The organism is Rathayibacter sp. AY1A7, from assembly GCF_002930845.1.
In the GTDB taxonomy this organism is placed as follows: domain Bacteria; phylum Actinomycetota; class Actinomycetes; order Actinomycetales; family Microbacteriaceae; genus Rathayibacter.
This window is the reverse complement of record NZ_PSTL01000008.1, coordinates 74,232-93,496: the sequence shown is the minus strand read 5'-3', so window position 1 is coordinate 93,496 and position 19,265 is coordinate 74,232. Positions and strand designations below refer to the sequence as shown.

Genomic DNA, 19,265 nt, shown 5'->3' with positions numbered 1-19,265 from the left:
GAACAGTTATCACTGCTGTACGCTCGTCGGGATGGACGTCTCACCCCCGCCCGAGCCCCCGGTCCGCCTCCGAGGCGCTCACGTCGACTTCGGCTCCCGCCGCGCTCTCGCGGGGGTCGATCTCGACGTCGCCGCGCGCTCGCTGACCGTGATCGCCGGGCCGAACGGCGCCGGCAAGTCGACGCTCCTGGAGGTGATCGCGGGAGTGCGTCCACTGACGTCCGGCACGCGGGACGTCACCGGAGCGATCGCCTTCGTGCCGCAGCGGGCGTCGATCCCGGACCGCCTCCCGGTGACGGTGCGCGACGTGGTCGCGGTGGGCACCTGGGGTCGGCTCGGCCGCCTCCGCCGCAGCGACGCGCGCGCGGCGGACGCGATCGCCACTGCGCTCGAGCGGATGGAGATCGCCGCGCTCGCCCGGGAGCCCTTCGCGGTGCTCTCCGGCGGTCAGCGGCAGCGGGCGCTCCTCGCCCAGGGGCTCGCCCGCGGGGCCGGCCTGCTGCTCCTGGACGAGCCCACCACCGGCCTCGACTCGGCGAGTGCGGAGCGGATCCGGTCGGTCCTGCGCGCGGAGGCGGACCGCGGCGCGACGGTGGTCTGCGTCTCGCACGACCCCGCCGTGCTGGCCGACGCCGACCGCGTCGTCGGACTCGTCGACGGGGCCCTCGCTCCGGCGGACCGATCCGTCACCCGCGGCCCGTGAGGCGGGGGCGCACGGGCCGTCCGTGACGGATCGCACCCGAGCGACGGGCCGCGGGCTGGGAGGATGGGGGGATGACCTCGACGCTGCTCGACCGCATGCCGACGCCCGACGCGGACGGGCGCGTCGACGACGACGCGGTCTACCTGGCCTTCACCGAGTGGGCGGAGTCGCGCGGCCTCCCGCTCTACCCGGCGCAGGACGAGTCCATGCTCGAGATCGCCTCCGGCTCCAACCTGATCCTCTCGACGCCCACCGGCACCGGGAAGTCGCTCGTCGCGATCGGCGCGCACGCCGCGGCGCTCGCCTCCGGACGCCGCAGCTTCTACACGGCGCCGATCAAGGCGCTCGTCTCCGAGAAGTTCTTCGCGCTGGTCGACGTCTTCGGCGCCTCCAACGTCGGGATGGTCACCGGCGACTCCTCGGTGAACGCCGACGCGCCGATCATCTGCTGCACGGCCGAGATCCTCGCGAACCTCGCGCTCCGGCACGGCGAGGACACCCCGGTCGACCAGGTCGTGATGGACGAGTTCCACTTCTACGCGGACCCGGCGCGCGGCTGGGCCTGGCAGGTGCCGCTGCTCACCCTCCCGCACGTGCAGTTCGTGCTGATGTCGGCCACCCTCGGCGACGTGACGGCGCTCGCCGCCGACCTCAGCCGCCGTACGGGCCGGGAGACCGCCCGGGTCACCGGCGTGGAGCGCCCGGTGCCGCTGCACTACTTCTACGAGATCGCGCCGATCCACGACTCCATCGAGGAGCTGCTCTCGACGAACCAGTCGCCGGTCTACGTCGTGCACTTCTCGCAGGCGGCCGCTCTCGAGCGCGCGCAGGCGCTCACCAGCGCGAACATCGCCACCCGCGAGCACCGCGACCGCATCGCCGAGGTGATCGGCGGCTTCCGCTTCACCACCGCGTTCGGCAAGACCCTCTCCCGGCTGCTCCGGCTGGGGATCGGCGTGCACCACGCGGGCATGCTGCCGAAGTACCGCCGCCTGGTCGAGCAGCTCGCCCAGCAGGGCATGCTGCGCGTGATCTGCGGCACGGACACCCTCGGCGTCGGCATCAACGTCCCCATCCGTACCGTGCTGCTCACCGCGCTGACCAAGTACGACGGCACCCGGACCCGCCAGCTCTCGGCCCGCGAGTTCCACCAGATCGCCGGCCGCGCCGGTCGCGCCGGGTACGACACCGCCGGGACCGTGGTCGTGCAGGCCCCCGAGCACGAGTCCGAGAACCGGAAGGCTCTCGACAAGATGGGCGACGACCCGAAGAAGCGGAGGAAGTGGGTCGCCAAGCGCGCGCCGCAGGGCTTCGTCAGCTGGGGGGAGCCGAGCTTCCGCAAGCTCGTCGACGCGGAGCCCGAGACGCTGACCTCGCACATGACGATCACCTCGGCGATGCTGCTGAACGTGATCGCCCGCGGCGGCGACGCCTACGCGAACGTGCACGCCCTGATCTTCGACAACCACGAGCCGTGGAAGCGGCAGCTGCAGCTCGCCCGCCGGGCGCTCGGTATCTACCGGACGCTGCGGGAGGCAGGAGTGGTCGAGCAGAGCGTCGGCGCCGACGGCGTGACCCGCATCCGCCTGACCGTCGATCTGCAGCCGAACTTCGCGCTCAACCAGCCGCTCTCGCCGTTCGCGCTGGCCGTGTTCGACGTTCTCGACCCGGAGTCGCCGAGCTTCGCGCTCGACGTGATCTCGGTGCTCGAGGCGACCCTCGACGACCCGCGCCCGATCCTGGGGGCCCAGCAGTTCCAGGCCCGCGGGGAGGCCGTCGCCGCGATGAAGGCCGACGGGATCGAGTACGAGGAGCGGATGGAGCTGCTCGAGTCCGTCACGCACCCCAAGCCGCTCGAGGAGCTCCTCGACGCGACCTTCGAGACCTACACCGCGGCGCAGCCGTGGGTGAAGGACTTCGAGCTCTCGCCGAAGTCGGTCGTGCGCGACATGTACGAGCGGGCGATGTCCTTCGGCGAGTACACCGCCTTCTACAAGCTCTCCCGCTCGGAGGGACTGGTGCTGCGCTACCTGTCCGACGCGTTCCGCGCGGCCCGGCAGACCATCCCCGACGAGCTGAAGAACGAGGAGCTGCACGACCTGATCGAGTGGCTGGGCGAGCTCGTGCGCCAGGTCGACTCCTCGCTGGTCGACGAGTGGGAGGAGCTGGTCAATCCGGCGCTCCACGCGGCGGACCAGGCGATCGTGCCGCCCGCTCCGCGCCGCCTCACCGCGAACCACCGCGCCTTCCGCGTGCTGGTGCGCAACGAGATGTTCCGCCGGGTGACCCTCGCCGCCCTCGACGACCACGAGGCGCTCGGCGAGCTCGACGCCGCCGCCGGCTTCGACGCCGACGCGTGGGGCGCCGCGCTGGACGACTACTACGACGAGCACGACAGCATCGGCATCGGGCCCGACGCCCGGGGGCCGAAGATGCTGCTCGTCACGGAGGAGCCGACGCAGTGGCTCGTGCGGCAGATCCTCGACGATCCGGCCGGCGACCACGACTGGGGGATCTCGGCGACCGTCGACCTCGCCGAGTCGGACGAGCAGGGTGCGGCCGTCGTCCGCGTCACCTCGGTCGGCCGCCTGGACTGATCAGCGGCCGCGCTTCTCCCGGCGCTGCATCTCGGCGGCGATGTCCGCCTCGGTGATCTCCTTGCGGGCGGGACCCCAGATCGACGCGGCCTGGCCGACGACGCCGATCCCGATCCCGATCATCGGCCAGATCGGCCAGAAGTAGCCGTCGGCCCCTGTGCCGACCCAGACGGCGGTCGTGATCGCCGAGACGCTCGCCCATCCGCCGACCGATCCCAGGAAGTCGCGGCGCCGCTTGACCTCGCGCACAGCGAGCGCGCGCTCGGCGTCCTCGACGCGGGCGGTCTCCACCTCCTCGCCGGAGGCGGCCGCCGGGACGACCTCCGCGGACCGGTCTCGCCGGGCGGACGGATCCGGAGTTCCCCACTCGTTCGTCATGCGGCCAGCCTACGCACGGGCCGTCGGCAGCGGTACGCGGGCTTCAGGCGGCGGTACGCGGGCTCAGGCGGCGGTCGCCTGCTCCGGCTGGCAGTGCGGGCACCACCAGGTGCGGCGCTGCTCGGGGTCGTCGCGGACCTCGTCGCGGACGAGCACCGTCGTGCCGCAGCGCAGGCACGGGCGCCCGGCGCGCCCCGCGACCCAGTGCCGCTCGCCGCGGCGAGTTTCACCGGTGGTGGTCTGGAACATCCCCGGGATCGTGACGGAGGCGCGGAGGCCTCTCGCCGCGGTCGCCACGAGGGCGCAGACGTCGAGGGAGCCGATCGGCCGCCAGGGCCAGACCCCGCGGAGGAAGCAGACCTCGTTGGCCCAGAGGTTGCCGAGACCCGCGAGGCAGCGCTGGTCGAGGAGTGCGGCGACGACGGGCCGGTCCGGGAGGCGGGAGAGGCGCCGGACGGCCTCGTCGGCGTCCCAGTCCGCGCGGAGCGGGTCGGGCCCGAGGTGCCCGACGGCGCGCGGCTCGTCGCGGGTGGCGAGGAGCTCGACGACCGGGAGGTCGATGCCCCACACGGTCGAGTCGTCGTCGAGGCGGAGGCGGACGCGGACGTCCTTCTGCACCGAGCGGGGGACCGCTCGGCCGGGAGCGGTCACGGTCCAGGAGCCCTGCATCCGCAGGTGGGTGTGCAGGGTCGTTCCGCCGGAGAAGCGGGTGAGGAGGTGCTTGCCGTGGGTGTCGTGCTCGAGGATCCTCAGCCCGGCGAGGGAAGTGCCGGCCGCGTCCCCGGAGCGCAGCTCGCCCTCGAGGACGGTGCGACCGTCCGCCGCCCGCCTGAGGCGGGCGGCGAGACGGTGCACACTGTCTCCCTCGGGCATCCCCGAACTCTAGGAGCCGGAGCTCGCCGAGATCAGGGGTCGCGCGGGATCAGGCGCCGCGGTACGCCTGCTTGTAGACGCGCTCGGTGCCGTCGGGCGCGGTGACCTCGATGGTCGCCGTGCCGGCCTTGATGGGCTTGAAGACGGTCACGGTCTTCACCGTGAACGACTGGCCGGGCTTGACCGTCTTCTTCGTCTTGCTGCCGTACGCCGTCGTGATCTCGATCGAGACCGTCTCGTCGCCGTTGTTCACCGCCGACACCGTCAGCGTCCGCACGACGGCGAGGCGCTTGGTGGAGGCGGTGGTCGCGACGTCGATGACCGTGACGGGCTCGGGCTCCGGGTCCGTCTGGGTCTCGGGCAGGTCGAGGCCGACGACGACCGGGTCGTGGTCGCTGGAGCGGTACGCCGAGGTGTCGTAGAAGATCGTCGCGTTGTAGTCGTAGCGGCTGTACTCCAGTGCCACGGACTCGCCGCTGTTGATGTTCCAGGTGTCGACCCCGGTGACCGTCCTGTCGGCCGCGGGCGAGGCGAAGACGTGGTCCAGCGAGCCGACCGCGCCGTCGAACGAGTACGAGTACTTGCCGTCCTTCGCACCCTGGTCGGTGTAGCCGGCGTCGGTGATCACCTTCACCGGGTCCTCCTTCGAGTAGGCGTTGAAGTCGCCCAGCAGGTAGACGAGCTCGGTGGCCTTCTCGGTGCGGAGGCGGTCGGCGAAGGCGACGAGGGCGGTCGCCTGCTTCACGCGCGAGGCGTTCGAGGCGCCCTGGCCGTCGCCCTGGTCGGCGTCGGCGCCGGATCCGGAGCCCTTCGACTTGAAGTGGTTCACGATCGCGACGAACTCGCTGGCGCTGTCGCCGAGGAGGCGGAACTCCTGGGCGAGGGGCTTGCGGGCGTTCGAGAAGTTCACCGTGTCGTTGAGCACGACGGACTCGCCGACCGGCTCGATGACTGCCTTCTTGTAGATGAAGGCGGTGCGGATGACGTCCTCGTCCGCGAGCGCGGGGAGCGCTGCGGGGGAGGGGACGTAGGCCCAGACCTCGGAGCCGGCCGCCGTGTTCAGCGCGGCGGTCAGGGTGGCGAGGGCCTCGTCGCGCGGCTTGCCGAACTTGGCCGAGTTCTCGATCTCCTCGAGCGAGACGACGCCCGCGCCGAGGGTGTTGATCGCGGTCACGATCTTGGCCTGCTGGCGCTCGAGGTCGTCGGCGTTCGCCGCTCCGCGGGCGTCGCAGCCGCTGTTGACCGTGACCGGGTCGCCGTCGCGGTCGGTGTAGAAGGTGCAGCCGGTGATCGAGTCGCCGGTGGTGGAGAAGTAGTTGAGCACGTTGAAGGACGCGATCGACAGGTCGCCGCCGACGGCCTCGGGCTTCGCGGTCCGGGTGTTCGCGAAGGTCGCGGGCTGCACGTCGCCGGCGTTCTCGACGGTCAGCTGCGTGGTGGGCTGGAAGGCCCAGCCGCCGTTGCGGTAGTCGAGGACGACGGGGCGGGTGAAGGTCGCCGGAGCACCCACGCGGATCGGCGCGGTCAGGGTGAGGTAGGGCAGCGGGATCGCCTTGTTCGCGGCGGCGCCGAGGAAGTTGATCGAGGCGCCGTCGTCGAGCACGATCGCGCGCGCGGCGTTGTCGGCGACGACCGCGGCCAGCTCCGGCGTTCCAGGGCGGGCGACCTCGGTCGGGGTCAGCAGCGGCGAGTCGCCGGCGGTGAGGCCGACGGAGCCGAAGCTGTTGAGGTCGAAGGTGTCGGTCACGGTGAACGCGCCCTGCGGGGCGATCAGCATGCTCTCGAGCGTCTCGCGCTCCTCGACGGTGCGGGGGAGGCCGACGGCGGCCGCGATCGGCGCGACGGCCGGGGTGCCGAGCTTCTCGACGGTCGCGGCCGAGGTCGGGGTGAGCTCGGTGAGGCCGTTGAACTCGCTGACGGCGCCGGTGATGCGCAGGTTGTCGCCGATCGCGACCGCGCCGACCGAGGCGGAGGAGTAGACGAAGACGGCGTCGGAGGCGGTGCGGCCGGTGGTCTGCGCGCCGGTGCCGGCGGTCTGGATCACGTAGCCGTTGTAGCCGCCGGTGGCGTAGCGCGCGGTGACGACGCCGGTGGTGGTGACGGTCTGCCCGACGAGCGGGGACGCGGCTCCGGTGCCCTGGATCTCGGCGATCGAGACGGTCGGCGCGGTGGTCGGCGGGGCGGTCGGGGTCGCCGTGGGGGTCGCCGTCCCGGTCGGCGCCGGCGTCGGCTCCGGGGTGCTGCCGCCGGCGGACTCGGGGGTCATCGCGCCGACGGTGAAGTCGGCGGCGTTGGAGTCGGTATCGCCGGTCGCGGAGTCGGCGCGCGCGATCGACTCGGTCAGCGTCGGCGCGGTGGCGGCCGCCGACTCGAAGGTGTTGGAGGTGCCGTAGCCGAGCAGGTCGAGGACCGCGTCGGGCTGCTCGGCGGTGCCGGTCGGCGGGGCGACGAGGGTCGCGGTGCCCTCGACCAGGAAGAGCGTGCCGCCGGCGGCCGCGATGTTGAGGCCGTTCGCGGTCTGGTCGGCGGCGGGGAGCGGCGCGCCGTTGCTGCCGTTGCTCGCACCGGCGATCAGGAAGTGGCCCTCGGCGGGGACGGTGCCGGTGAGCGCGACGGTCGTCGTCGGGTTCGCCGTGCCGGTGGCCGAGCGGTACTGCAGCGAGAGGCCCGAGAGCGCGACGTCGGCGCCGGTCGGGTTGTAGAGCTCGACGAAGCGGTTGCTGTAGGTCGCGCCGGCCGAGCCGCCGCGGGCGAAGATCTCGCTGATGACCAGCTCGTCACCGCTCGGAGCCGCGGTGGCGGGGGTCGCGACCAGCGGCGTGGCGACCAGGGCGAGACCGGCGAGGGCCGCGAGGGCGAGGCGCCTCCTCGGTGTGCGGGCGCGAGGCCTGTCCGCGAGGGGTGCGGGGGAGTCGGGCATGGTGGTCCTCTCGATCGCCGCTCCGGAGAGCGGTGGTGCGTCACCGCACGGCGACGGCGACCCTTCGCCCCTGAAAGGGGCACAGTGAGCCACGCTATGCAGTGCGGGTGCCCGGCCTGTGAACCGGACGTTTCATGAACGTAAACTCACCCACCGACATCGGGGCCGCGGTCCCGTCTTCGCGGCCTCCGTCCGGGAACGCGGGCCATGATCGGGAGATGATCTCCTTCGAATTGGCCAGGGCGCTGCGGACCGCGGGTCTGCGCTGGGCACCGGTCACCGGCGACCGCTTCCGCATCGAGCGCGAGGGGTTCGACGGCGACGTCTTCACCGTGAGCGACATGACGATCGAAGCGCACGAGTACGAGACCGGCACGGTGCTCGGCTTCAACGGCACGACCGAGTGGGCGCTCGACTCCGTGGCGCTCGACGACTCGCTCTGGCTGCCGCGCGAGGACCAGCTGCGCGAGCTGCTCCGCGGTACGTTCCGCTCGCTGCGCCGCGTCGCGGCCGGCGGGCCGGTGCGCTTCGCCGTGACCGTCGAGCTCGCCGGCGAGCAGCGCGACTTCGAGGACGAGATCGCCGAGAACGCCTACGCGGAGGCGCTGCTCGCGCTGGTCAGCTCGGTCGCGGTCGACCTCGACGACGTGGACGAGCTCGCCTGAGCCGACGGGCACCTCTGCCCGTGGGGAGACGTCCCCATTCTTCGCGGCCCGCCCGCTCTCCACGATCGGTCTCGTCGGAACAGACGCTTCCGAGTCGAGGAGAACCCCATGCGAGACGTGCAGCAGCGACCGTCGTCCGGCACCACCGGGCGGACCACCGGACTGATCGCCTCGGGCGGCGTCCCCGTCCCAGGGGCCGAGGAGGCCTACCGCCGCTTCCTCGAGCTGCGGCGCGAGATCTACGTCGACGAGGCCGGCTTCCTCTCCGCCGAGCACGGGAGCGACGGCCGGGAGACCGACGAGGACGATGCTCGCTCGCTCGCCTTCGCGGTCGTCGAGGAGTGTGCGGGCGAGCTGCGGATCCGCGCCGCTCTCCGCCTGATCGTCAAGGGTCGCGCGACCCGCGCGGTGACCGACGACCGCCTCCCCGTCGAGCGGTACTGGCCGGAGGTCTTCGGCTCGAGCCCCGCACCGGAGCCCTCCGTCGAGGTCTCGCGCCTCGTCGCGCGGCACGAGAACCGGGCCGCGCAGCACGCGTGCGTGCTGGAGCTGTACGCCGCAGTCCTCGCCTTCCTCGACGAGGCCGGGATGCGCTCCGCCTACGGGCTGATCGATCCGGTGCTCGAGCGGTTGCTGCGCCTCTCGCTCACCGCCACGAGGATCGGCGAGCGGCGGTGGATCGGCGCGTACCGGAGTCACAACGTCGCGATCGCGATCGAGGTGCCGCCGATCAGGCGGCTCAGCCGCTGGCTGCCCGGCCGCCTCCTCACGGCGCGCGACATCCTGGTCGGGATCGACGACGAGCAGGAGCTGGCGGCGTGAGCACCGACGTGACGGCCCCCCGGTTCGCCAGGAACCTCGGCTTCTGGAGCGAGGCGGAGCAGGAGGCGCTGTGCTCGGCGCGGATCGCGCTCGCGGGCGTCGGCGGGGACGGGTTCCAGCTCGGGCTGAAGCTCGCGCAGATGGGCGTGCGCTCGTTCGCGGTCGCCGACCCGGAGGTCTTCGAGCCGGAGAACGCGAACCGGGTGCCCGGGGCGACGCTGGCGGCGGTGGGCCGGAACAAGGCCGAGGTGTTCCGCGAGTCGGTGCTCGCGCTCGACGCCGACGCGACGGTCGACGTCTTCCCCGCTGGTGTGCTCCCGGAGACGGCGCTCGGCTTCGCGCGCGGCGCGGACCTGGTCGTCGACGAGACGGAGGTGACGACCCCGGAGGTGGGCGTGCTGCTGGCGCGGACCGCCCGCGCGCTCGATCTGCCGGTGCTCTGGGTGATGAACGTCGGCTGGGCCGCGCAGGCGACGTCGTTCCACCCGAGGTCGCGGCACACCGTGGAGCGCATGCTCGGCTTCACGGAGGATCTGCCGCTCGAGGAGATCGCGCGGCGCCCGGCGGTGCTGGGAAGGACGCTGCCCGTGATCCCGCCCTACACCGACCTCCGGGTGCTGCGGGCCGTCACGTCGGCCGCTCCGGCGCCGCTGCCCTCGATCGCCCCGGGGGTCGACGCGGCCTCGGCGCTCGGCTCCGCACAGGCGTTCCTGCATCTCACGGCCACCATCGGCAACCGCCGGCCCCGCCCGACCTGGGCGCCGGCGTTCGCGCACGTCGACGTCTACGGGCGCACCGCCGGCACGGTCCGCAGGCCCCGGCTTTCGGCGGCGATCACCCTCGCGCGCGCGGCGGCCCGGGACGCGCTCGCGCTCAACCCGCGGGTGCAGTACTCGGACGAGGACCGCGAGCGGCGTGCCGCCTAGCGGACCTCGAGGTGCAGGCCCGGCTCGGTATCGGCGACGACGGTCGCGACCGCGCCCCGGCCGGGCGGCAGCAGCCTCACGGTGACGCGCCCGAAGCCGATCTGCTCGAAGGCGCGCGCGGCGGTCGCGGCCACGCGGTCGAGGGTGGACTCGTCGAGGTCGCCGTCGGAGTCGTCGAGGAGCACCACCTGGACCCCGCGCAGCCGCGCGGCGCGGACGCTCGCGACCAGCGGGTCGCGCACGAGGCCGAAGGCGCGGAGCCCGTCGCGGATGCCGGCCTCGACGTTGGCCGCGTCTCGTGCGAGGGCGGGGGAGTAGGGCTCGCCGGCGGCCGCTCGCGCGAGGAGCGGCTCCGCGAGGTCCGCGACCAGCCGCACGCGCTTCTCCCGCTCGGCGAAGCGGCCGTCGGCCTCCGCCGTCTCGGTGGCGAGGCGCTCGCGCTCGGCCCGCACCTCGCCCATCCGGCCGATGGCGTAGCGCAGGCCGAGGCGGAACAGGACGCCGCAGACGAGCAGGATCGCGTAGCGCGACATCGCCTCGAGGGCGAAGAGCGCGCTGTGGCCGCTGCCGAGGAGGCAGGCGAGCGTCACGGCTCCGACCGCGAGGTGGCCCGCGACCGCCGCGAGGATCCGCCCGCGGAGGCAGAGGGCGAAGAGCGGGAACGCGGTGCCGCCGAGGAACCAGGTGGCGAAGCTCCCCTCCCAGCCGGTGGGCTCGAGGGCCCACCAGCCCAGGGCCGAGGCGACCGGTGCGCCGGCCGCGACCAGGAGGGTGCCGGGGAGCGGGAGCGGATCGCGGGGGCGCCGGACGACCAGGGCGACGAGGAGGGCGACGATCAGCACCGACGCCGCCGTGAGCGCGGGGCGGCGGGACCAGTCGAGGTTCAGCGTTGCGAGGAGGACGTTGGCGCCGACGAAGAGGAGCCCGATCACCCGGACGTGGCCGCCGCCGAAGCCGAGCAGGTCGGAGACGTCGGCGCTCTGCTCGAGACGGCGCGGGCGGGTCACCGGCGCCACTCCAACCGCACCACGGTGCCCGCCTCGGAGGCGATCTGCGCGGTCGCCCCGGCGATCTGGGTCACCCGGCCGAGGATGCTCGTGGTCAGTCCCATCCGGTTCTGCGGCACGGCGGCGGCGACGAACCCGCCGCCGTCGTCGCCGACCTCGATCGAGAGCCCGCGCTCGTCGACGGCGAGGGACGCGCGGACGGCGGCGGGGGCGCCGTCCGTCGAGCGGGCGTGCTGCACGGCGTTCCGCGCGGCCTGCACGGTCGCGTCGATGAGCGCGTCGGCGACGGGGGAGGGGACGGCCACGGCGCCCGCCGCGATCCGGGTGCTGAGGACGGCGAGCGGCGCGGCCTCGGTGATCCGGACGGAGGCGGCGCGCACGAACTCGCCCGCGGTCAGCATCGCCCGGCTCGGGGTCGGGCCCGTCGGATCCGTCCGCCGGAGCTCCGCGAGGTGCGCGAGGGCGATCCGCGCCGCGGCTCGGGAGCGCTCGGCGGAGTGGCTGATCTGCTCCACGTTGAGCAGGAAGGAGAGGATCTCGTCGTGCACGAGCGCGCCGACCCGGATGCGCTCGCTCCGCCGCCCCGCTCGGCCGGCGGCACGGGCGGCCGCGAGCACCGACTCGCGCGTCGCGCGCTCGAGCGACCGGCCGGCGCCGAGGACCGCCTGGGCGAGCCCCGCGAAGACCGTGCCGATCATCGCCATGTCGACCGCCTCCTCGATCGCCACGACGGGCGATCCCGAGGTGGCGGCGCGGACGGCGAAGAGCAGGAGGCAGACGCCGGCCACGGCGAGCGGCACGAGGCGCGCGGGGAAGGCGACGGCCGCGGCGGTCATCGCCACGGGCACGGCGTCGATCAGCCAGGAGGTGGCGGCGGGGCCGCTCCCGGGCGGCACGGCCGGGATCAGCGCGAGAGCGAGGACGGCGAACAGGACGACGTGCGCGCGGAGCACGGTCCGCACCGCGTCGAGGCTGCCGCGCATCGCGACGAGCAGGGTGACCAGCGGGGCGGGCAGCACCAGAACGGATGCGGCGACGGCCCAGAGCGGGGAGATCCCGAGAGCGGTGGCCGCATAGCCGAGCGCCGCGACGGCGTGGAACGCGATGCCGCCGATGCTGAATGCGACGACGAAGATCCGCTCGAACCGGTCGCCGATGCCGAAGCTCGGCTCCTCCGCCGCCGCGGCTCCGGATCTCACATCGGGCCTTCGAGCAGGCCGTCCTCGATCGCGCGGATGTAGAGCTCGACCTTGGTCCCCGCATGGCGGCCGACCCGCGCGTACTTGGCGCGGATCCGCCCGACGTAGTGGGTGACGGTGTCGCGGGACAGACCGGTGAGGGAGGCGACGCGCTGCGCCTTCTCGCCCGCGGCGTAGAGTGCCAGCACCTCGCGCTCGCGGGCGCTGAGTCCGGCGTCGGCGAGCTCGACGTCCGCGTCGAGGGCCGCGGCCCAGTCGGTCGAGGCGACCGCGACGCCGTGCGCCGCCGAGCGGATCGTCTCGAGGAGCACGGAGTCCTCCTCGGACTTGCGCACCATGCCGAGCGCGCCGGCCCTGGCCGCAGCGCGGACGGAGTCGGGGTCGTCGCCGGCCGAGAAGATCAGGACGCGGGTGCCGCGGCGCATCAGCCGGGAGACGTTCTCGCCGGCGTCGCTGCCGTCGCCGAGTCGCAGATCGAGGATGACGAGGTCGAAGTCCGCGGCGTCCTCCTCGATCTCGGCGACGGTGGCGGCGACGGCGTCGGCACGCAGGTCGTCGGTCCCGCGCAGCAGCTCGGCGATGCCGGACCGGACGATGGCGTGGTCGTCGATCACGCAGATCGAGCGCACGGGGTCGACGGCGAGGGGAGCGGCCGGCTCGAGGGGAGCGAGGGGCTCGGGAGAAGCGAGGGGCTCGAGGGGAGGTGCTGACTCGAGGGGTCGGGAAAGGGTGCTCACGGCGGCGGGCATCGGCGTCCTGGATCGTCAGGGGAGAGGCGAGCCGTCGGGTGGTCGGCATCGATGGCTGAAGTGTGCGATGCGCGCCGGGACGTCGCAAGGCGAAGCGACACCGCGTCCCAATCCGTGGTCTCGCGGTCCTGGAGTGCTAAGGATCGGCGCGATTCCGCGGGACCCGGCCCGGCGGTGCCGTCGGCGGACGCTCGCCACCGGTCCTCGGCGGGCACCCGCCGTGACCCCCGGACGGGTGCCGCGACAACTGACGGCTGGTGGCCGGAGTGGACGGCGGACACGATGGGCACGTTCCGCCGGACGGCCCGCCGTCGACCGGACGACCCCGCCCCCCACTCCCGAGAGGAACGGTCCGAGCGTGTTCTCACGGCTGTCCCGCCGCACCCGTTCCGCCGCCTCCGTCGCGTCGGTGACCGCCGCCGCGCTCGTCGTCTCGACGATGGCCGTGCTCTACCAGGGGGTGACCACCCAGGACGTGGATCTCAACGACGCCGGGGTCTGGGTGACCAAGCCGACCGCGCTGCTCGCGGGCCGGCTCAACTATCCCTCCGAGGTCCTCGACGCGGCCCTGCGCACCCAGGGGACGAGCTTCGACGTCGCGCAGGAGGCGGGCGCCGTCGTCGTCCACGACCAGAGCAACGCGACCGTCTCGCTCGTGGACACCTCGTCGGTCGCGCTCGGCGAGGCGGTCGCCGTGCCCGCCGACTCCTCGGTCGTGCTCGGCGGCGGCGTGCTGGCGATCCTCGACGCCGCCACCGGCGCGCTCTGGGTGCGGGCCGTCGACGCGCTCGCCTCGTTCAGCGTCGAGGCCGACGAGCCCACGGCCGAGCTCGGCGCGGATGCGGCGGCCACCGTCGCGGCCGACGGCACGGTCTTCGCCTACTCGCCCGGCGAGCAGGAGCTCGTCACGGTCCGCACCGGCGGCGCCCCCTCGACCTCCGCCGTCTCCGGCTTCGCCGAGGGAGCGACGCCGGCGATCACCGCCGTCGGCTCCACCCCGGTCCTCCTCGACGCGGGGAGCGGCGCGGTGTCGATCGACGGGGACGACCCGGTGCAGCTCGGAGTCGCGGACGAGCTGACGCTGCAGCAGCCGAGCACGGGCGGCGAGGACGTCGCGATCTCGACCGGTGCCGCCCTGCTCCTGCAGCCGCTGGACGGCTCGGCCGCACGGACGGTGGACTCCGGCGGGACCGGAACCGCCGTCGCGCCGGTCCGGGTCAACGGCTGCACCTACGCCGCCTGGTCCGGCTCGGGGCGGTACCTGCGCGACTGCGGCGGAACCGCGGACGACGTCGCGAAGGAGGTGCCGGACCTCGGCGCCGACCGGCAGGCGGTCTTCCGCGTCAATCGCAGCGCGGTCGTGCTGAACGAGCTGACCGTGGGCTCCGTCTGGCTGGTGAACCAGGACATGAAGGAGGTCTCCGACTGGGAGGACGTCACGCCGCCGGAGGACGACGCCACCAAGGACGACGACAACACCAGCACCCAGCAGCAGGTGCAGGACACGATCCCGGAGCGGTCGGAGGAGAACACTCCGCCGGTCGCCGTGGACGACGAGTTCGGCGTGCGCGCCGGGCGCAGCGTCATCCTGCCGGTGCTCGACAACGACAGCGACCCGGACGGGGACGTGCTCACCGCGTCCGTGACCGGGGCGCAGCCCGCACTGGGCGCGGTGTCGCCGATCTACGGCGGCAGCGCCCTGCAGATCACCCTGCCCCCGGAGGCGAGCGGGTCTGCGTCGTTCGCGTACACCGCCGACGACGGACGCGGGCAGACCGCGGACGCCGTCGTCATGCTGACCGTGACGCCGGCGGGCAGCAACACGCCTCCCGAGCAGAAGCGCGAGGGGCGGATCCTCCTGGAGCAGGGCGCCTCGGTCTCCTACAACGTGCTGCCGGACTGGATCGACCCGGACGGCGACGAGCTCTTCCTCCTCGCTGCGACGTCGACCAGCGACGACCAGGTGCGCTCGACCGCCGATGGACTCGTCACCTTCGACGCGATCGGCGCCGAGCTCGGCCGGAAGGATGTCGACCTGCTCGTCTCGGACGGCACCGACGAGATCGCGGGGGTGCTGCACGTGGACGTCCGCGCGCCCGGCTCGACCGTCCCCGTGACCAATCCGGACCACGTGACGACCCTTGCGGATCAGACCGCGACGGTCGCGCCGCTCGGCAACGACCTCAGCCCGTCCGGCGCGCCCCTGCTGCTCGCCGAGGTCGAGCAGCCCGCCGGTGCGACCGTCACCCCCGACTACACGGCGGGGACCTTCACCTTCACGTCGCCGACACCCGGCAGCTACTACCTGCAGTACCGCGCGAGCGACGGACCGGACTCGACCCCGGGACTCGTCCGCGTCGACGTCCTCCCGGCGACCAGCGAGGCGAAGAACCCGGTCGCCGTGCGCGACGTCGCGCTGCTGCCCTCGGGCGGCACCGCGCTCGTCGACGTGCTGCAGAACGATTCCGATCCCAACGGCGGGCTGCTCGTCGTCTCCTCGGTGGAGGTGGACGCCGGCGCCGGTGTCGCGGTGGCGATCCTCGAGCACGAGGTGCTCCGCGTCACGGATCAGCCGGGGATCACCGAGCCGGTGACCTTCCGCTACGTCGTCTCGAACGGCACCGGGATGACGACCGGCGAGGTGCTGGTGGTGCCGACACCCGCTCCGGCGACCCTCGAGCCGCCGATCGCGACCGACGACTCGGCAGCCGTGCGCGTCGGCGACACCGTCACGATCGACGTGCTCGCCAACGACGTCTCGCCCGGCGGCGGCCTGCTGACGGTGGTGCCCGACCTCGTGGCACCGCTGCCCGACGCCGCCGACGGCGTCGCGTTCGTCTCGGAGGACCGCGTGCGGTTCCGGGCGGGCGACACCGCGAAGACGGTCTACGTCACCTACGAGGCGATCGACGCCTCGGGCCAGAAGGACGCCGGCTACGTCAGCATCCAGATCCTGCCGATGAACCGCGAGGCGAACTCCCCGCCGCGGCCCGAGAACCTCGAAGCGCGCACGCTCTCGGGGACGACCGTCTCGATCCCGATCCCGCTGGACGGCATCGATCCGGACGGCGACAGCGTGACGCTCGTCGGCCAGGCGAGCGCTCCCGGCAAGGGGCGGATCGACGAGGTCGGGGCGGATCACCTCACCTACACGGCCTTCGAGGACTCGGTCGGCACCGACACCTTCCGCTACGAGGTGAGCGACGCTCTCGGCAAGCGGGGCACGGCGACGATCCAGGTCGGCATCGCGCCTGCGTCGACGGAGAACCAGGCACCGGACGCCGTCAAGGACGTCGTGACCGCGCAGCCTGCGCGCAGCATCGCCGTCGACGTGCTCGCGAACGACACCGACCCCGACGGCGACACGCTCTCGCTGGTCGCGGACGGCCTCACCGCACCGGAGGGAATGACGGCACGGCTGTCGGCCGGCCGCGTGCTGGTGACGACTCCCGAGGCGGAGGGCGACTACGCCGTCCAGTACACGGTCGGCGATCCGCGCGGCGCGACCGCCGTCGGCAGCCTGCTCGTGACGGTGGCGGAGGAGGCGGCGCTGCTGCCGCCGATCGCCCGCGACGACACGGTCACGACCGCGCAGATCACGACGGCACAGACCGTCGAGGTGCCCGTGCTGAAGAACGACGAGGATCCGGACGGCGTCGCGAGCGAGCTCCGGGTGGCGCTGCCCGGCGAGCCGGCGGGAGCCGTGGTCGGGGCCGGCGGAGTCGTGACCGTGACCCCCGGTGAGGAGGCGCAGCTCCTCACGTACACGGCGACCGATGCCGACTCGCAGGTGGCGACCGCCTTCATCCGGGTGCCGGCGCTCAGCTCGACCGGCCCCTCGCTCAAGCCCGGTGTCGAGCCGCTCGAGGTGAAGGCCGGCGAGCAGGCGACGATCCCGCTGACCGACTGGGTCGTGGCTCCCGAGGGGAAGACCGTGCGGCTGACGCAGGCCGACCGGGTGTCGGCGCTGCACTCGGCCGACGGGGTGCTCGTCCGGGACGAGTCGACCCTGCTCTACACCGCGGCCCCCGACTACTTCGGCTCGGACGCCCTGACCTTCGAGGTCACCGACGGCACGGGGCCCGACGACCCCGCCGGGGTGAAGGCGACGCTGAGCATCCCGATCACGGTGCTGCCGCCGGAGAACCAGCCGCCGACGTTCGCCGGGGGAGCGATGGAGGTCGCGGCCGGCGAGGACGCGTCGACGCTGGATCTGCGGGCGCTCTCGAGCGACCCGGACAAGGGCGACCTGGCGAAGCTGAGCTACAGCGTCTCGGGCGCGCCCACCGGGATGACCGCCTCCGTGTCGGGCTCGGTGCTCTCCGTCGCGGCCGACGAGTCGGTCGCGAAGGGGACGCAGGAGACGCTGGCGATCACCGTGACCGACGGCACCACGCAGCCCGTGCAGGGCTCGGTGGTCGTGCGGGTGACCGCGTCGACCCGGCCGCTGACGGTCGCGAACGACGACGTCGTCGCCAAGGCACCCCAGGGCCGGCCGACCACGGTCGACGTGCTCTCCAACGACGTGAACCCGTTCCCCGAGACGCCGCTGACTCTGGTCGACGATCCGATCGTGGACTCCGGGGCCGACACCGGCACGGCGAGCGCCCAGGGCGGCTCCGTCGTCGTCACGCCGAACGCGGACTTCGTGGGCACGATGACGGTGCGCTACCAGGTGGCGGACGCCACCGGCGACGCCGAGCGCCGGGTGTTCGGCACGATCCGCGTCACGGTGCAGGGCAAGCCCGCCGCGCCGGGGACGCCGTCGGTCAGCTCGGTGCAGGACCGGACGGTCGTGCTCAGCTGGTCCGACGGCACCAGCAACGGCGCCGAGATCACCACGCACACGGTGAAGTGGTCGGGGGGCGGCCAGGACTGCGCGGCGACCACCTGCACGATCGCGAACCTCACCAACGACCGCGAGTACACCTTCACGGTCACCGCGACCAACGAGATCGGCGAGTCCGACCCGTCGCCCGCGTCGGCCGTGGCACGTCCGGACGCCCGCCCGGGCGCCCCGACGATCACGAGCCTCGACTACGGCGACGGCTCGCTCACGGTGACCTGGGCCGACGGGGCGAACCCGGGGTCCGCGGTGACGGGGTACGAGGTGCAGCTCAGCGGGGCCGGCAACGACCTGTTCGAGGTGCCCGGCGGTACCCGGACCACGCAGCTCACCAGGCTGACGAACGGCTCGAACTACACGGTCGCCGTGCGGGCGTCGAACCGCTCCCCGGAGCCCTCCGACTGGTCGGGCCCGATGTCGATGAGCCCCGCGGGCTCGCCGAGTGCGCCGGCGGCGCCGCAGGTCGGTGCCTCGGTGCAACTGGGCACTCAGACGCAGCTCCCCGTGAGCTGGAGCCCGCCGACGACGGTGAACGCGGAAGCGCTGACCGGCTACACCCTCGTGGTGAAGAAGGGCGGTGCCGAGACCAAAAGGATCGAGCTCGCGGCCGGAATCACCACTCAGAACATCACGGTCGACAACTCGGAGTCGGGCTACACGTTCTCGGTAGCCGCGAAGAACAAGTCGACGGATGCGAAGAAGACGGATCCACTGTTCAGCACCGACTCCGCGACCCGACGCGCCTTCGGTACACCGGGAACGGTCCGCAACCTGGTCGGAACGCCGGGGGACGAGACGGTGTCCATCACCTTCGACCCGCCGACGGAGCTCAACGGTGCGTCGCCGTCCGAGATCAAGTACGACCTGAAGATCCCGACGATGGGGTACTGGGGAGAAGCCGTTCCCGGGCAGGTCATCAGCGTGCAGGCGAACGGCAATCCCGAGACGCTCGAAGTGCGTGCCTACTCGGAGATCGCCGGCGAGCTCAGCGAACTGGGTGAGGTCCAATCGGTGACGGTCGTTCCGTTCGGCCCGGTCTTCGCGCCGAAGACCAACGCGGTCCCGAACGCCAGGAGCGTGACTCTGAGTTGGACGACACCCCCGTCGAACGGACGCGCGATCACTCGCGTCGAGATCCGGACGGATGGCGGCAACTGGCGAGACGGCGGGTTGAACGGCGGAACCGAGACGATCGGCGACGCGTACAACGAGAACCACTCGATCACGGCGCGGGCATTCGACGCCGAGGGCCAGGTCAGCGGGGAATCGACGTCGCAGGCCTCCAGCGGGCCTCCGCCGGCCCCGACGAGCTGGGTGATCAACGTCCCCAGCGACTCGTGCGCCGAGGACAGCGACTCGTCCCCGCTGCACTTCAACTCCAGCTCGAAGACCTGCAGCAGTTACTGGGTCAGGGGCGACGTGACCGTCTACTGCTACTCCGACTGGTCCCGGAAGCAGGTCGTCGGCAATTACCGCTGGTACCGCATGGGTGACGGCTGGTACGTCTCCGCCGCTTCTACCGACACCGGCGTACCGGGAATCAAGCCGTGCTGACCCCGCGTCGGCACCGAGAAGAGGGA

Annotated in this window: 12 protein-coding genes; 6 read left to right on the top strand and 6 right to left on the bottom strand. The window is 73.0% G+C overall.

Annotation, left to right across the window (positions count from 1 at the left end; all coding sequences use genetic code 11):
- Window positions 1-31 precede the first annotated feature (31 nt).
- On the top strand, window positions 32-703 hold the full coding sequence (gene aztA / locus C5B95_RS08550) for a zinc ABC transporter ATP-binding protein AztA (RefSeq protein WP_104325685.1): 672 nt from the start codon (window positions 32-34) through the stop codon (window positions 701-703).
- Window positions 704-774: 71 nt separating this feature from the next.
- Window positions 775-3,300, top strand: coding sequence for an RNA helicase (locus tag C5B95_RS08545; protein WP_104348940.1), 2,526 nt, complete (start codon window positions 775-777; stop codon window positions 3,298-3,300).
- On the opposite strand, the gene C5B95_RS08540 is transcribed toward C5B95_RS08545, so the two are convergent.
- From C5B95_RS08540 to C5B95_RS08530, 3 genes are all read right to left on the bottom strand, one after another.
- Window positions 3,301-3,678 carry a 2TM domain-containing protein gene (locus C5B95_RS08540; protein WP_104222259.1) on the bottom strand — a complete coding sequence of 126 codons (378 nt, stop codon included), beginning with the start codon at window positions 3,676-3,678 and terminating at the stop codon, window positions 3,301-3,303.
- A 63-nt stretch (window positions 3,679-3,741) separates the two neighbouring features.
- Entirely contained in the window at window positions 3,742-4,551 is an 810-nt protein-coding gene (locus C5B95_RS08535) for a DNA-formamidopyrimidine glycosylase family protein (RefSeq protein WP_104348939.1), read from the bottom strand.
- A gap of 49 nt (window positions 4,552-4,600) precedes the next feature.
- Entirely contained in the window at window positions 4,601-7,471 is a 2,871-nt protein-coding gene (locus C5B95_RS08530; protein ID WP_104267527.1) for an ExeM/NucH family extracellular endonuclease, read from the bottom strand.
- A 218-nt stretch (window positions 7,472-7,689) separates the two neighbouring features.
- Here C5B95_RS08530 and C5B95_RS08525 point away from each other — a divergent pair, with 218 nt between their 5' ends.
- From C5B95_RS08525 to C5B95_RS08515, 3 genes are all read left to right on the top strand, one after another.
- Window positions 7,690-8,136 (top strand): hypothetical protein, encoded by a 447-nt coding sequence (locus C5B95_RS08525; RefSeq protein ID WP_104222265.1) that lies wholly within the window; start codon window positions 7,690-7,692, stop codon window positions 8,134-8,136.
- A 108-nt stretch (window positions 8,137-8,244) separates the two neighbouring features.
- A complete protein-coding gene (locus C5B95_RS08520) occupies window positions 8,245-8,958 on the top strand; it encodes a hypothetical protein (RefSeq protein ID WP_104348938.1) in 714 nt (237 codons plus the stop codon).
- Window positions 8,955-9,884 carry a ThiF family adenylyltransferase gene (locus C5B95_RS08515; protein ID WP_104267529.1) on the top strand — a complete coding sequence of 310 codons (930 nt, stop codon included), beginning with the start codon at window positions 8,955-8,957 and terminating at the stop codon, window positions 9,882-9,884. Before C5B95_RS08520 ends, C5B95_RS08515 begins: the two co-directional genes overlap by 4 nt.
- Here C5B95_RS08515 and C5B95_RS08510 read toward each other — a convergent pair.
- Genes C5B95_RS08510 through C5B95_RS08500 form a run of 3 tightly spaced genes read right to left on the bottom strand, consistent with a single transcriptional unit; the run spans window position 9,881 to window position 12,827 of the window.
- On the bottom strand, window positions 9,881-10,891 hold the full coding sequence (locus C5B95_RS08510) for a hypothetical protein (RefSeq protein ID WP_104308094.1): 1,011 nt from the start codon (window positions 10,889-10,891) through the stop codon (window positions 9,881-9,883). The two genes, C5B95_RS08515 and C5B95_RS08510, sit on opposite strands and share 4 nt — an antisense overlap.
- The gene (locus tag C5B95_RS08505; RefSeq protein ID WP_104262873.1) at window positions 10,888-12,090 is read right to left on the bottom strand and encodes a hypothetical protein; all 1,203 of its coding nucleotides are present in this window, start codon (window positions 12,088-12,090) and stop codon (window positions 10,888-10,890) included. Before C5B95_RS08505 ends, C5B95_RS08510 begins: the two co-directional genes overlap by 4 nt.
- Window positions 12,087-12,827: a response regulator transcription factor gene (locus C5B95_RS08500; RefSeq protein ID WP_104317710.1), complete on the bottom strand. Its 741-nt coding sequence runs from the start codon at window positions 12,825-12,827 to the stop codon at window positions 12,087-12,089. Before C5B95_RS08500 ends, C5B95_RS08505 begins: the two co-directional genes overlap by 4 nt.
- Window positions 12,828-13,197: 370 nt before the next feature.
- Here C5B95_RS08500 and C5B95_RS08495 point away from each other — a divergent pair, with 370 nt between their 5' ends.
- Window positions 13,198-19,239 (top strand): Ig-like domain-containing protein, encoded by a 6,042-nt coding sequence (locus C5B95_RS08495; RefSeq protein WP_146076546.1) that lies wholly within the window; start codon window positions 13,198-13,200, stop codon window positions 19,237-19,239.
- Window positions 19,240-19,265 lie beyond the last annotated feature (26 nt).

Excerpts from the sequence above, each read along its gene's own strand:
- C5B95_RS08535 (WP_104348939.1), bottom strand. The coding sequence starts at position 4,551 with ATGCCCGAGGGAGACAGTGTGCACCGTCTCGCCGCCCGCCTCAGGCGG.
- C5B95_RS08545 (WP_104348940.1), top strand. The coding sequence starts at position 775 with ATGACCTCGACGCTGCTCGACCGCATGCCGACGCCCGACGCGGACGGG.
- C5B95_RS08540 (WP_104222259.1), bottom strand. The coding sequence starts at position 3,678 with ATGACGAACGAGTGGGGAACTCCGGATCCGTCCGCCCGGCGAGACCGG.
- C5B95_RS08525 (WP_104222265.1), top strand. The coding sequence starts at position 7,690 with ATGATCTCCTTCGAATTGGCCAGGGCGCTGCGGACCGCGGGTCTGCGC.
- aztA (WP_104325685.1), top strand. The coding sequence starts at position 32 with ATGGACGTCTCACCCCCGCCCGAGCCCCCGGTCCGCCTCCGAGGCGCT.
- C5B95_RS08530 (WP_104267527.1), bottom strand. The coding sequence starts at position 7,471 with ATGCCCGACTCCCCCGCACCCCTCGCGGACAGGCCTCGCGCCCGCACA.
- C5B95_RS08520 (WP_104348938.1), top strand. The coding sequence starts at position 8,245 with ATGCGAGACGTGCAGCAGCGACCGTCGTCCGGCACCACCGGGCGGACC.